We start from the raw sequence: 13,348 nt of genomic DNA, 5'->3' as shown, positions 1-13,348 counted from the left end.
CGATGCGCACATCTCCCTGGATTCCGGCCTTCTACCTCGGCCCGGCTGTCCTCATCATGGTGGCGGCCTGCCTCTACCCCGTTCTGTCGGCCTTTCAACTCGGCTTCTTCGACTGGAGCATGGGCACTCCGTGGAGTGACGCCCGCTGGGTCGGGCTCGACAGCTTCGTCTCGGCACTCTCCGATCCACGCGTCTGGTCGTCGCTGTGGACCACCCTGCAATTCGCAGCGGTGAGCGTCAGCGTGGAGATGGTGGCGGGCATCGCCTTGGCGCTGGCGCTGGAACGCCCGGTGCGCGGCACGGCGTTCTTCCGCACGCTGTTCATCCTGCCGATGATGATCGCGCCCATTGCGGTCGGCTTGGCCTGGCGTTACCTGTTCGACGCGCAGTTCGGCCTCGTCAATGCAGTCCTGGGCTTGTTCGGCATCGCCGCACGAGGCTGGTTGGCGGACCCGACCCTGGCCTTCGCCGCAATCGTCGTCGCCGACATCTGGCAGTGGACTCCCTTCGTCTTCATCATGATGGTGGCGGCCCTGGCCAACGTGGACGCGGCGGTGATCGAGGCCTCGCGCATCGATGGTGCCAAATGGTGGCAGATGACCTTCATGGTCAAGCTGCCGATGGTGATGCACGTGATCGCCATCACGCTGATGATGCGGCTGATAGATGCCTTCCGCGTGCTCGAGGTGATCTACGTGCTGACCTTCGGCGGTCCTGGCGATTCGACCGAAATTCTCGCCCTGCATATCTACAAGACGGCCTTTGTCGGTCAGCAGCTTGGCGCTGCGGCGGCGATCTCGGTGCTGTTGCTGGTAGTGGTCGTGGCTCTCTCCTGGGGCGCGTTGCGGCTGTCGAACCCGCTCAAGAACGACAGGTGAGACGACAAGCATGAAACGGCATTCCCCTCTTTTCGCGGCACTGCATTACGCGATGCTGATTGCGCTCGCGGTGCTGTGCATCGCACCGATCGCGGTGATCTTCACCACCAGCCTGCGTCAGCAGGTGCAGATTTTCGCCGAGCCCCTGAACTTCATCTTCACGCCCACGCTGGAGAATTACCGCGCCGTGCTGGAAGAAGACAAGTTCAGCAGCTACCTGATGAACAGCCTGTTCGTCGGCATTGTCTCCACGGCCGTCACACTGGTGCTCGGCTGCATGGCTGCTTACGGCCTGGCCCGCTTCCGCTTTGCGGGGCGCAACATGGTGGCCTACACCACGCTGCTGCTGCGCACCGTGCCGCTGGCCGTGCTGGCCATTCCGGTCTTCATGATCTGGAACCAGTGGCACCTGGTCAACAGCCTGTGGGGCCTGGTCCTTCTGTACGTGGCGGTCAACCTGCCCTTCACCATCTGGCTGCTCTACGGCTTCGTGCTGCAGGTTCCGATCGAACTGGAAGAAGCCGCGGCCATCGATGGCTGCGGTCCGATCAAAGTGTTCATGAAAGTGCTGCTTCCGCTGATGGCCCCCGGCTTGGCCGCGGCTTCGATCTTCACCTTTCGCATCGCGTGGAACGAGTTCATCCTGGCCCTGGTGCTGACCGACCGCCACACCCGCACGCTGCCCGTGGCGGCCTCATTGTTCATCACCGACATGGGCGTTGATTGGGGCAAGGTGATGGCGATGGGCAGCCTGATCGCGATCCCGCCGCTGATCTTCACGTTCGTCGCCGCGCGCCAGATCATCACCGGGCTCACTGCGGGTGCGGTCAAGGGATGATGGCCCTCGACTGCAACCACGCGGTGTCACACCTGTCGGGCATGGCGATGCCGATGGCACCTGAAATGACCAGCTTCGCAGGCAACGTTCGCACCGGCACCGTGCTCAGACTGAGTGATCGGGCGGCCCTTGTTTGCGATCTCCCAACTATCAGGACTGTCGAGGAAGCATGCTGAAGGATCGATCTTCGATTGGCCGACGGACGCTGATACAGGCTGCAGGCGCATATGGCGCCGCTTGCTGGGGGCTCGGTGCCCGCGCACAGAACTCGAGCCAGCGTGCCTGGGACAAGCTGCGCGGCCAGACCATCCGCGTGAGCTATCCCGGCCCGCACCCACACTACGATGCAGCCGAAGGGCTCTTCGACGATTTCACACGCGAGACGGGTATCAGGATTGAGCGCGACCGGACACCCTACCTCGAGATGAAAGACCGCCAGCTCGTGGGAATGCGAAAGCCCCAAGGCGACTATGACGCCATCACCTATCTGGTGGTGTGGAAGGCCGGGTACATCAAGGAGGGCCTGCTTCGGCCGCTGGACGAGATGCTGGCCGACCCATCGCTGGCCATGCCGAACTACGACTTCAAAGACCTGATTCCCGCCTATGTCCAGGCTATCGGCGTGGCTGGTGGTCCGAAGGCGTCTCTGCCCGGTCCGGACGCTCGGCTGTACGGACTGCCCTATGGCGCGGAAACCAGCGTGCTGGGCTTTCGGCGTGACATCCTGGAGCGACAGAAGCTGCAGGTGCCGTCCACCTACGGAGAATTGCTGCACGCTTGCGAGGTGATCCGCGACAAGGAAAAGATCGGCGGCGTAAGCTCGCGCTCGCAGGCGGGCCATCAAATCACGCATGCCTGGCTGCTGCACCTTTCGCCATTCGGCGGTCAGGTGTTCGATGCCGGCTTCAGGCCTGTGCTGCACGAGGATCCAGGCATCAAGGCTGCCGAGACACTTCGCCGCCTGGTCGAGACGGGTCCGGTCGCTGCCGGCAAGGCCGGTTTCGATGAGATGCAGGCCGCGTTCCTCCATGGCGAATGCGCGTTCTATCTCGACACGCTGGCCGTCATGGGGCCGGCCAAGGATCCGAGGCGTTCGAAGGTGGTGAACAAGGTCGCCTACGCGATGCATCCGAGCGGCACCCGCCTGTCGGGGCAGACCGGCGGCTTTGGGCTTGCGATTCCGAAGAACGCGCGCCATCCCGAAGCCGCCTGCGTGTTCATCCAGTGGTTGACCAGCAAGGCAAACGATCTGCGTGTGGCAACGCTCGGTGGCAACGCGGGCCGCTGGTCGACATTGGCCAATGTCGATTTCAAGCTCAGGAATCCCGAGCAAGGCATGCTGCCTTTCGTGCTGCGCGCTGCCAACCCCGACTGGCGACCGTTGATCCCGGAATGGGACGAAATGAGCAAGAACGTCATCGGGCAAGTCCTGCCCGACGTGTTGACAGGCAAGCGCACGGCGCGCGAGGCCCTCGCTTCCACTGTGCCGCAGCTCGAGTCGCTGCTGCGAAGCGGTGGTTGGATAGGCAAGGCCGTACCCACGGGTGCTGCAAAAGGATGAAACGCATGGATACCCGGATCGAAATCTTCGATGCTCGCCTGTCCCCCATCGTCGAGGGGAGCCGGCTGGAGCGACTGTGTACCGGCGCCCGCTGGAGCGAAGGTCCGGTCTGGATGCACGAGGACGAAGCCGTGCTTTGGAGCGACATTCCCAATGACCGCATGCTGCGCTGGAGTGCGCGCGACGGCATGACGGTCTGGCGAACCGGCGTCGAGTTCACCAACGGCCACACGCGCGATCTCACCGGTGGCCTGCTCCACTGCTCGCACGGCCTGCGCGCCATCGTGCGCACGCGCGCCTTGGCCGGAGGCGTGCATGCCGATACGCCCGACGAGATCGTGGTCGACCGCCACCTCGGCAAGCGCCTCAACTCGCCCAACGACGTGGTCGTGAAGCGCGACGGCACGATCTGGTTCACCGACCCTCCTTATGGCATTGCCAGTGACCGGGAAGGCCATCGTGCGGAACGCGAGCAGCCGGCCAACTTCGTGTTCCGCTTCGATCCGGCGAGCGGCCGCCTCGACGCCATGACCGACGCGGTGCAGGAGCCCAACGGCCTCGCCTTCTCGCCCGACGAATCGCGGCTTTACGTGAGCGATACCTCGGCCGCGATGCGCAGCGACGGCAGCGGCCACCACCACCTGATGGTGTTCGACGTCCGCGGCGATGCGCTCGCCAACGGCCGCGTGTTCGCCGAGGTGAATCCCGGCCTGCCCGACGGCTTCCGCCTCGACGCCCAGGGCTGGCTCTACACCAGCAGCCTCGACAGCGTGCAGGTCTACCACCCCGACGGCAGCCTGCTCGGGAAGATCCATGTGCCGGAGAAGGTGGGCAACCTCTGCTTCGGTGGCACGGGGCGCAACCAGCTCTACATCGCAGCTAGCACCTCGCTCTACCGGATCGCCCTTCATACCGAAGGGGTCCAGCATCCATGACCAAAGAGACCCTGCTCCTGGTGGAAAAGTGCAGCCACTGCTTCAGCTACTACGACATCGAAAGCGGTGAACGGCTGCACAGCATCGCCCTCGAGGAGTTTCCGCACGAGTTCGTGGTGGACGCAGCGAAGCGTTTCGCCTACGTGGGCCACTACGGCGTCGAGACCTCAGGCCATCTGGGCCACGGCGGCACTCGCATCTTCCAGATCGACATCGCGGCGCGCAAGCTTGCACGCACCATCGACATCGCCCCCTTCAACCGGCTGCACGGCATGCAGATGGACGAACAGGGCCGCCTCTACGTGCTGAGCGAGGAGCGCGCGCAGCTGGTGGTGCTCGACCGTCCGGAGACCGACACCACGCCGCGCCGCGCAGTGCCCACCGGCGGCATCAAGAGCCACCTGTTCGCGCTCACCCGCGACGGACAGACTGCCTACGTGATGAACCTGCTCTCGCACACCGTGACCAGGGTCCGGCCATACGAAGCCACGGTCGCGCCGGTGCCCTGCGCGCCCGGCGAGAAGCCCGAGGGCTGTGCGCTCTCGGCTGACGAGAAGACGTTTTACGTCACCAACCGGTGGAGCAACACGCTGGCGGCCATCGACACCGCCACCATGAAAGTGCTGCGCGAAGCCCCCTCGCGCGAGGACGCGACGCGCCTCTACCCGTATCGCGACGGGCGTCTGGTGGTCACCAACTACGGCGATCGCAGCCTGTCGATAGTCGACCCGGCGAACCTGAAGGAACTGGCCTGCATTCCGATGGAAGCGCGTGCGATTGCGCTGAGCTTCCATCCGACCCGGCCGCTCGCTTTCGTGAGCCAGGACAACGACCGGCTCGGCTACTTCAACATGGAAACGCTGGCCTTCGAACGCTTCATCAGCACGCAGCGCGAGCCGGACGTGTCATGTGTGGTGCTCCTGTGAACGCGGCAGCGACTGCATCGCGTTCAACGAGGACGGGATCTCCAGGCGGTATGCGGAGCGGGACGGCTAGGCTTCTTCGGCCTCGTTGCGTATGCGCAGCGCCAATTCATACAGCGTGTTGCGCGGTGCGCCGCTGATCTCCGCAGCCAGCTTCACCGCCGTCTTCACCGGCAGTTCCGCCAGCAGCAGTCGCAGCACGCGTTCGCCTTCCGCGCCACCGTCGCCGCTCACCGCCACCGGGTGCAGCACCAGCGCGAACTCGCCGCGGATGCGGTCGCGGTCGGCGCCGAACCAGTCGGGCAGGGTGCTGGCCGCCACCGTCGCGATTTCCTCGAACTGCTTGGTGAGCTCTCGGCCCACGGTGATGCGGCGCTCGCCCAGCGTGGCCAGTGCGCGTGCGAGGTTCTCGATGCGGTGCGGCGCTTCGAGCAGCACCACGGCGCGCGGCTCCTGCGACAGCGCCTGCACGGCCGTGTCGCGCTCGCCGGCCTTGCTCGGCAGGAAGCCCGCGAAGACGAAGGCACTGCTGCTGGCGTTGGCGTCGCCGCCTTCGGCCACCAGGCCCGCCGCGCCCACCAGGGTGGTCACGCTGCTTGCACCGGGCAGCGGCAGCACGCGCTGCCCGGCCGCGCGCACGGCCGCAGCGAGCCGCGCGCCGGGGTCGCTCACGCCGGGCGTGCCGGCGTCGCTGACGTAGGCGATGCGCTCGCCCTGCGCGAGCCGCGCGACCACGGCCTGCGCGGCCTCGGCCTCGTTGTGCTGGTGCACCGCCAGCAGTTGTGCGCCGGGGCGATCGATGCCGTAGGCGCGCAGCAGGCTTTGCGTGTGGCGCGTGTCCTCGCAGGCGATGGCGTCCACCAGCTGCAGCACATGCAGCGCGCGCAGCGTGATGTCGGCCAGGTTGCCGATCGGCGTGGCGACCACGTAGAGCGTGCCCTGCGGATAATGCTGCGCACCCGCGGCGTCGCGCGCGGCCGCGAGGGCGGCGCCGAATGAAGCAGGGGCGAGTGAAGCCAAGAGGTTTCTCCGTCAGAACGAACAAGAAGATTGCAGGCAGGGAGCCATGAAGACAGACACCACAACGAAGCATCGCGGCGATGCGGCGGAAGACGCCGCGCTCGACCATCTGCAGGACGCCGGCCTCGTGCTGGTCGCGCGCAATTATCGGACGCCCGGGCGCGGCGGGGGCGAGATCGACCTGATCATGCGCGATCCGCGCCATTCGCCGCAGGGCACCCTGGTGTTCGTCGAGGTCCGCCAGCGCAGCACCGGCACGCACGGCGGCGCGGGCGGCAGCATCACCGGACTGAAGCAGCGGCGCATCGTGTTCGCCGCGCAGCATTACCTGAGCCGGCTGCGCACGGTGCCGCCATGTCGTTTCGACGTGGTGCTGGTCGAGGAGACAATCACCTGGCTCCCGGGCGCCTTCGACGCGAGTTGATCCGCTCGAACGCCCGTGGAGCAACCCATCCCATGCCGGGCACCCGTAAGCGACACGAAGTGCGCGGAGATTCGGGGTGGGACATTCCAAAACGTCTTGTTTCACAACCCCCAGTTATCATCCCGCCTCATGCTCGAGCAACGGATTCAGCAGCACTTCATCGACAGTGCCGACCTCAAGTACCAGACCGGACCGGTCCTCAGCAAACCCATCTCTCAAGCGATGCAGGCCATCCTGGCCTGCGTGACCAGCGGCGGCAAGGTGCTCGCCTGCGGTGCTGGCGTGTCGGGGCTGCTGGCGGCCCAGTTCGCCGCGCAGTTCGTGGGCCGCTTCGAACGCGAGCGGCCCGAGCTCGGCGCCATCGCGCTGCCCGGCGACACCACCGACCCCGAGGCCGACAGCGCGAGCGCGACGGACGTCGACCGCTTCGCCCGCCAGGTGCGCGCGCTCGGCCAGGCCGGCGACGTGCTGCTGGCACTGAGCGCCAGCGGACAGTCGGCGTCGGTGCTGGCTGCTGTGGCAGCCGCGCACGAACGCGACATGACCGTGGTCGCGCTGCTCGGCAACGCCGTCTCGGGCGCGTCTTCGGCGCCGGGCGCGGGCAGCAGTGGTTCGGGCGGCGCCATCGGCCGTGCGCTGCGCGAGACCGATGTCCAGATCAGCGTGCCGCACGAGCGTGCGGCGCGCATCCACGAAATCCACCAGATCGCGCTGCATTGCCTGTGCGACGGCGTGGATGCCCAGTTACTCGGAGAACAGGAAGCTTCCTCATGACCATGACGACCATGACGATGACATCATCGACCCGGCGTTTCGCCCTGGCCCTCACCCTGGGTGCCGCACTGGTCGCCGGCCTTTCCGCCTGCGTGCCGCTCGTCGTGGGCGGTGCGGCCGTGATGGGCGTGGGCATGGTGGCCACCGACCGCCGCAGCTCCGGCGCACAGCTGGACGACCAGGGCATCGAGTTGCGCGCCGCGGCCCGCGTGCGCGACATCGCCAACGACCAGATGTACGTGAGCGTCACCAGCTACAACCGCCAGGTGCTGCTGACCGGCGCCGTGGGCAGCGAAGCCGACCGCCGCCGCGTCGAGGAGGAAGTGAGCCGCATCGTGAACGTGCGATCGGTGGTGAACGAGCTGACCGTCGGCTCCTCGAGCACCTTCCAGGACCGCTCGAACGACCTCTACATCACCGGCAAGGTGAAGGCCTCGCTGCTCGACGCCAAGGACATCTTCGCCAATTCCTTCAAGGTGGTGACCGAGCGCGGCGTGGTCTACCTGATGGGCATCGCGACGCGGCGCGAAACCGACCGCGCCACCGACATCACGCGCGGCGTCTCGGGCGTGGTGAAGGTCGTGCGCGTGGTCGAGGTCGTGAGCGAGGCGGACCTGGCGGCCAGCCAGGCGGCAAACCAGGCTGCGGCGCAGCGCGGCGGCACGGGTCCGGCTCCGGTGACGTCGGCGACGCCGTCCGCGCCTTCGCCATCGTCAGCGCCTTCTTCCTCCAGCTCGCGCGTGCCGCTGCCGCCGATGGAGCCGCTGCCCGCAAGCGGCGTGACGACGTCGCCGATCCGCTGAAGAACGAGCGCGAACAAAAATGCCCGCTGCCTTAGCGGGCATTTTTTCGTGGAACACCGAGGATCCGGCTCCGCCGGTCCTCAGGTGTTGCCCCCGGTAGGGGGAAGGCGAAGCGACACGAAGTGCGCGCAGCCTGGGGGCGAGCCTATTTCAATCGGATGATGAGGCTCGACGTGTCCCAGCGCCGCCCGCCGGCCTGCTGCACATCGGCGTAGAACTGGTCGACGAGCGCCGTCACCGGCACGCGCGCGCCATTGCGCTTGGCTTCGTCGAGCACCAGGCCCAGGTCCTTGCGCATCCAGTCGACCGCGAAGCCGTAGTCGAACTTGCCTTCGATCATGGTCTTGCCGCGGTTTTCCATCTGCCAGCTCTGGGCCGCGCCCTTGCTGATGACGCCGAGCACCGCCTCCATGTCGAGCCCCGCGCGCTGGCCGAAGGCGATGGCTTCCGACAGGCCCTGCACCAGGCCCGCGATGGCGATCTGGTTCACCATCTTGGCGAGCTGTCCGGCGCCGCTGTCGCCCAGCAGCGTGACCGCGCGCGAGAACGCCATGGCCACCGGCCTGATGCGCTCGAACACAGCCGCATCGCCACCGCACATCACGGTGAGCGCGCCGTTCTGCGCGCCGGCCTGTCCACCCGAGACGGGCGCGTCGATGAAGTGCAGGCCCAGCGCCTGAGCGGCCTTGGAAAGCTCGCGCGCCACGTCGGCGGAAGCGGTCGTATGGTCGACGAACGCCGCGCCCTTCTTCATGCCGGCGAAGGCGCCGTCGTCGCCCAGCACCACGGAGCGCAGGTCGTCGTCGTTGCCGACGCAGCAGAACACGATGTCGGCGCCGGCTGCGGCCTCGCGCGGCGTCGGGGCGTGGCGTCCGGGTGCGCCGAATTCGGCGGCCCAGGCCTGTGCCTTGGCGGGCGTGCGGTTGTAGACCGTGACCGTGTGGCCGGCCTTGGCCAGGTGTCCGGCCATGGGCCCGCCCATGACGCCGAGGCCAAGGAAGGCCACCGTCTGGGCGGGAACGGATTCGTAGGTGCGGAGTTTGATGCTGCTCATGGCCGACAGCTTAAAGCCAAGAAACCCGATCCCCTCGGGTCCTTCCGGACGCTGCGCCTTGCGCGCGCGACATGAAACCGGCGCAAGCCAGTCGCGAGACACCGCGGAACCGGCTTTGCCGGGCCGCTGGCGTCGCCCCCGGTAGGGGGTAGGAGAAGCGACACGAAGTGCGCGAAGCCTGGGGGCGAGCTATACGATTGCGAAGTGCTCCGTACCTGCCGCCAGGTCGGTGCTGCGCGCACGCTGGCTGTTGAGCTTGATCTGCAGCCGCAGGTCGTTCGCCGAGTCGGCGTTGCGGATGGCGTCCTCGAAGGTGATCGAGTGGCTCTCGAACAGGTCGAACAGCGCCTGGTCGAAGGTCTGCATGCCCAGGTTGCGGCTCTTGCGCATGATCTCCTTGATCTCACCCACCTCGCCCTTGAAGATCAGGTCGGAAATCAGCGGCGTGTTCAGCAGCACTTCCACCGCCGCCACGCGGCCCGTGCCGTCCTCGGTGGGCACCAGGCGCTGCGACACCAGCGAGCGCAGGTTCAGCGACAGGTCCATCAGCAGCTGCGCGCGGCGCTCTTCGGGGAAGAAGTTGATGATCCGGTCCAGCGCCTGGTTGGCGCTGTTGGCGTGCAGCGTGGCCATGCACAGGTGGCCGGTTTCGGCGAAGGCCACCGCGTGCTCCATGGTCTCGCGGTCGCGGATTTCACCCATCAGGATCACGTCGGGCGCTTGGCGCAGCGTGTTCTTCAGCGCGGCTTCCCAGCTGTCGGTGTCGATGCCCACCTCGCGCTGCGTCACCACGCAGTTCTTGTGCGGGTGCACGAACTCGACCGGGTCCTCCACCGTGACGATGTGGCCGTACGAATTTTCGTTGCGCCAGTCGATCATCGCGGCCAGCGTGGTCGACTTGCCCGAGCCGGTGGCGCCCACCAGGATGCACAGGCCGCGCTTGGTCATCGACACGTCCTTCAGGATCTGCGGCATGCCCAGCCCGTCGATGGTCGGCAGCTTGGCGGGAATGGTCCGCATCACCATGCCGACCTTGCCCTGCTGCACGAAAGCGTTCACGCGGAAGCGGCCGATGCCGGTCGGCGAGATCGCGAAGTTGCACTCCTTGGTGCGCTCGAACTCCGCCGTCTGGCGGTCGTTCATGATCGAGCGCGTGAGCGCCAGCGTGTGCTGTGCACCCAGCGCCTGCTGCGACACCTTGGTGACCTTGCCGTCGACCTTGATGGCCGGCGGAAAGTCGGCGGTGATGAACAGGTCGCTGCCGCTGCGGCTCACCATGAGCTTGAGCAGGTCGTTGATGAACTGGCTGGCTTGATCGCGTTCCATGATTGCGACTCCTTCAGCCGGGGAAGTTTTCTGGGATCTTTGCCTTACCCCGGGCTTCGGCAGCGGAGATCGTATTGCGGCGCACCAGTTCTGTCAGGTTCTGGTCGAGCGTCTGCATGCCCGAGCCCTGGCCGGTCTGGATGGTGGAGTACATCTGCGCGACCTTGGCCTCGCGGATCAGGTTGCGGATGGCGGGCGTGCCCAGCATGATCTCGTGCGCCGCCACGCGGCCCTGGCCGTCCTTGGTCTTGCACAGCGTCTGCGAGATCACCGCCTGCAGCGACTCCGACAGCATGGCGCGGATCATTTCCTTTTCCTCGCCCGGGAACACGTCGATGATCCGGTCGATGGTCTTGGCGGCGGAAGAGGTGTGCAGCGTGCCGAACACCAGGTGGCCGGTCTCGGCCGCCGTCATCGCGAGGCGGATGGTCTCGAGGTCGCGCAGCTCGCCCACCAGGATGGCGTCGGGGTCTTCGCGCAGTGCGGAGCGCAGCGCGTTCGAGAACGACAGCGTCATCGGCCCCACTTCGCGCTGGTTGATCAGGCACTTCTTCGACTCGTGCACGAATTCGATCGGGTCTTCCACCGTGAGGATGTGGCCGTACTCGTTTTCGTTGAGGTAGTTGACCATGGCGGCGAGCGTGGTCGACTTGCCCGAGCCCGTGGGGCCCGTCACCAGCACGAGCCCGCGCGGCTTGAGTGCGAGTTCACCGAAAATCTTCGGGGCGTTCAGCTGCTCGAGCGTGAGGATCTTCGAGGGAATGGTCCGGAACACCGCGGCCGCGCCGCGCGCCTGGTTGAATGCATTCACGCGGAAGCGCGCGAGGCCGTCGATCTCGAACGAGAAGTCGACTTCCAGGAACTCTTCGTAGTGCTTGCGGTGCGTGTCGCTCATGATGTCGTACACCATGGCGTGAACGCCCTTGTGATCGAGCGCATCGACGTTGATGCGGCGCACGTCGCCGTTGACGCGGATCATGGGCGGCAGTCCTGCGGAAAGGTGCAGGTCGGAGGCTTTGTTCTTGACGCTGAACGCCAGCAATTGGGTGATGTCCACGGGGCTCCTCGGCTCGGTTTTGGTGACGTTTTGATACGATTTTGGACGATTATGACGATGATTGGCGACGACCTCCAGCAAGTAAACAACCGGATCGCAAAGGCATGTGTAACGGCCGGCCGCGCGCCCGGCGAGGTGAGGCTGCTGGCGGTGTCCAAGACCTTCGGGCCGCAGGCCGTGCGCGAGGCGCATGCGGCGGGCCAGTCGGCCTTCGGCGAGAACTACGTGCAGGAAGGCCTCGACAAGATCGAAGCCCTCGCCGACCTGCGCGCTTCCCTCGAGTGGCACTGCATCGGCCCCCTGCAAAGCAACAAGACGCGGCCCGTGGCCGAGCACTTCGACTGGGTCCACAGCATCGACCGGCTGAAGATCGCCGAGCGACTTTCTGCCCAGCGGCCGGCGCACCTGCCGCCGCTCGATGTATGCCTTCAGGTTAATGTGGACGGCGGCGCGAACAAGTCCGGCGTGCCGCCCGAAGAGGCGCTCGCGCTCGCGCGCGCTGTGGCGGCCTTGCCACATCTGCGGCTGCGCGGGCTCATGGCGATCCCCGAACCGGCGGCCGATTTCGAATCGCAGCGCGCGTTGTGCCTGCGCGCGCATGCGGTGTACCAGTCGATCCGCGAGGCGGGCATCGCGCTCGACACGCTGTCGCTCGGCATGAGCGCCGATCTTGAAGCAGCGATCAGCGCCGGCAGCACGATGGTGCGCGTCGGCACGGCCATTTTCGGCGGCCGCGCATACGGCAAGCCGGCCTGACCGGCCGCGTCAAATTCCCAGCGGCAGGCGCGCGCTGCTCTTCACTTCTTCCATCACCGCATAGGTCCGCGTCTCGCGCACGCCGGGCAACTGCCACAGCACGGTGCCGGCGAACTCGCGGTAGGCGGCCATGTCGGCCATGCGGGTCTTGAGCAGGTAGTCGAAGCCGCCCGCGACCATGTGGCATTCCATGATCTCGTCGCGCACCTGCACGGCCGCCTTGAACTGGTCGAACACGTTGGGGGTGGTGCGGTCGAGCAGCACCTCGACGAAGACGGTGAAGCCGCGGCCCAGCTTGTGCGGATCGAGCCGTGCCTCGTAGCCCTGGATGAAGCCGTCGCGCGTGAGCCGCTGCACCCGCGCCAGCACCGCGGTGGGCGAGAGCGCCACCGCCTCGGCCAACTTGAGGTTGGTGATGCGGCCGTCCTCCTGAAGGATCTTCAGCAGCCGGAGATCGATGCGGTCCAGGTCGAGCATCGGAGGATTATCCGGCTCGAACGTCGATTTCTTGCAGAAGATGCGGCCTATGGGTGCTGGCCATAGGAAATAGAACCAGGGAGTGCCGGCGGCCTACCCTTGCCTACCCAACGCGCCGCATCTGCGGGTCGATGAGCCGCGGCGCCTACCGCTCGCCGGACGGAATCGTTCCCTCCCGCATGGCCTTGATGGCCTCGGCCTCCACGGCTTCGCGCGTGGCGGGCTGGCCGGTGCGCGCCACGGGCCAGGGTGCGCCGCGGCTCACGGCGCTCCATGCGGGCTGGTTGCGCGCCGTCTCCAGTTCGGCGACGACCCGATCGCGCGACGGATCAAGCCTAGCGTGGTCGGGGTGGCGCGTCACGCCGGCCTCGGTCGGCGCGAAGTGGTATTCGCTCGCAGCCGAAGCGGCCAGGGGCGCCAGCGCGGCAGCCGAAGCGGCCACGGCGAGAAGAGGGGAAAGAAGTGTGCGGTGCAGCATGGTGATGGATGTCCCTTGGTTGTTCGCCGTCGCCGACATGGCGC

General features: G+C 66.6%; 15 protein-coding genes. 9 read left to right on the top strand and 6 right to left on the bottom strand.

Annotated elements, in window-relative coordinates; translation table 11 throughout:
* Positions 1-2: 2 nt before the first annotated feature.
* The 5 genes from ACEOAB_RS26725 to ACEOAB_RS26705 all read left to right on the top strand — a co-directional run bounded on the left by ACEOAB_RS26725 (position 3) and on the right by ACEOAB_RS26705 (position 5,138).
* Positions 3-878 (top strand): carbohydrate ABC transporter permease, encoded by an 876-nt coding sequence (locus ACEOAB_RS26725; protein ID WP_413749620.1) that lies wholly within the window; start codon positions 3-5, stop codon positions 876-878.
* A gap of 10 nt (positions 879-888) precedes the next feature.
* Complete coding sequence (locus tag ACEOAB_RS26720) at positions 889-1,716, top strand: carbohydrate ABC transporter permease (protein WP_056591304.1); 828 nt, start codon at positions 889-891, stop codon at positions 1,714-1,716.
* A gap of 169 nt (positions 1,717-1,885) precedes the next feature.
* Positions 1,886-3,277, top strand: a complete 1,392-nt coding sequence (locus ACEOAB_RS26715; protein WP_413749619.1) for an ABC transporter substrate-binding protein — start codon at positions 1,886-1,888, stop codon at positions 3,275-3,277.
* Positions 3,278-3,282: 5 nt separating this feature from the next.
* Positions 3,283-4,212 carry an SMP-30/gluconolactonase/LRE family protein gene (locus ACEOAB_RS26710; RefSeq protein WP_413749618.1) on the top strand — a complete coding sequence of 310 codons (930 nt, stop codon included), beginning with the start codon at positions 3,283-3,285 and terminating at the stop codon, positions 4,210-4,212.
* Positions 4,209-5,138, top strand: coding sequence for a YncE family protein (locus tag ACEOAB_RS26705; protein ID WP_056591296.1), 930 nt, complete (start codon positions 4,209-4,211; stop codon positions 5,136-5,138). Before ACEOAB_RS26710 ends, ACEOAB_RS26705 begins: the two co-directional genes overlap by 4 nt.
* Before the next feature lie 66 nt (positions 5,139-5,204).
* Here the strand turns inward: ACEOAB_RS26705 and rsmI are convergent, their stop codons facing one another.
* Entirely contained in the window at positions 5,205-6,155 is a 951-nt protein-coding gene (gene rsmI, locus ACEOAB_RS26700; protein ID WP_495653215.1) for a 16S rRNA (cytidine(1402)-2'-O)-methyltransferase, read from the bottom strand.
* Between the two features lie 46 nt (positions 6,156-6,201).
* On the opposite strand from rsmI, the gene ACEOAB_RS26695 reads away from it, so the two are divergent.
* The 3 genes from ACEOAB_RS26695 to ACEOAB_RS26685 all read left to right on the top strand — a co-directional run bounded on the left by ACEOAB_RS26695 (position 6,202) and on the right by ACEOAB_RS26685 (position 8,156).
* A complete protein-coding gene (locus tag ACEOAB_RS26695; protein ID WP_007837338.1) occupies positions 6,202-6,579 on the top strand; it encodes a YraN family protein in 378 nt (125 codons plus the stop codon).
* 129 nt (positions 6,580-6,708) lie between these two features.
* Positions 6,709-7,353, top strand: coding sequence for an SIS domain-containing protein (locus ACEOAB_RS26690; protein ID WP_495653214.1), 645 nt, complete (start codon positions 6,709-6,711; stop codon positions 7,351-7,353).
* Complete coding sequence (locus tag ACEOAB_RS26685; protein WP_495653213.1) at positions 7,350-8,156, top strand: BON domain-containing protein; 807 nt, start codon at positions 7,350-7,352, stop codon at positions 8,154-8,156. The genes ACEOAB_RS26690 and ACEOAB_RS26685 overlap by 4 nt, the downstream gene beginning before the upstream one ends.
* 145 nt (positions 8,157-8,301) lie before the next feature.
* On the opposite strand, the gene ACEOAB_RS26680 is transcribed toward ACEOAB_RS26685, so the two are convergent.
* The 3 genes from ACEOAB_RS26680 to ACEOAB_RS26670 form a co-directional block, all read right to left on the bottom strand.
* Entirely contained in the window at positions 8,302-9,210 is a 909-nt protein-coding gene (locus ACEOAB_RS26680; protein ID WP_413750398.1) for an NAD(P)-dependent oxidoreductase, read from the bottom strand.
* 189 nt (positions 9,211-9,399) lie between these two features.
* The gene (locus tag ACEOAB_RS26675; RefSeq protein WP_056591284.1) at positions 9,400-10,536 is read right to left on the bottom strand and encodes a PilT/PilU family type 4a pilus ATPase; all 1,137 of its coding nucleotides are present in this window, start codon (positions 10,534-10,536) and stop codon (positions 9,400-9,402) included.
* A gap of 13 nt (positions 10,537-10,549) precedes the next feature.
* Positions 10,550-11,593, bottom strand: a complete 1,044-nt coding sequence (locus ACEOAB_RS26670) for a type IV pilus twitching motility protein PilT (RefSeq protein WP_007833310.1) — start codon at positions 11,591-11,593, stop codon at positions 10,550-10,552.
* Between the two features lie 51 nt (positions 11,594-11,644).
* Here ACEOAB_RS26670 and ACEOAB_RS26665 point away from each other — a divergent pair, with 51 nt between their 5' ends.
* A complete protein-coding gene (locus ACEOAB_RS26665; protein WP_056591281.1) occupies positions 11,645-12,349 on the top strand; it encodes a YggS family pyridoxal phosphate-dependent enzyme in 705 nt (234 codons plus the stop codon).
* A 9-nt stretch (positions 12,350-12,358) separates the two neighbouring features.
* Here the strand turns inward: ACEOAB_RS26665 and ACEOAB_RS26660 are convergent, their stop codons facing one another.
* Together ACEOAB_RS26660 and ACEOAB_RS26655 are read right to left on the bottom strand one after the other, a co-directional pair.
* Complete coding sequence (locus ACEOAB_RS26660) at positions 12,359-12,826, bottom strand: Lrp/AsnC ligand binding domain-containing protein (protein WP_056514219.1); 468 nt, start codon at positions 12,824-12,826, stop codon at positions 12,359-12,361.
* Between the two features lie 145 nt (positions 12,827-12,971).
* The gene (locus tag ACEOAB_RS26655) at positions 12,972-13,304 is read right to left on the bottom strand and encodes a DUF4148 domain-containing protein (protein WP_413750397.1); all 333 of its coding nucleotides are present in this window, start codon (positions 13,302-13,304) and stop codon (positions 12,972-12,974) included.
* Between the last annotated feature and the right edge of the window lie 44 nt (positions 13,305-13,348).

Source organism: Variovorax sp. Varisp53, assembly GCF_059491555.1.
This window is presented reverse-complemented; position numbering and strand designations above follow the sequence as displayed.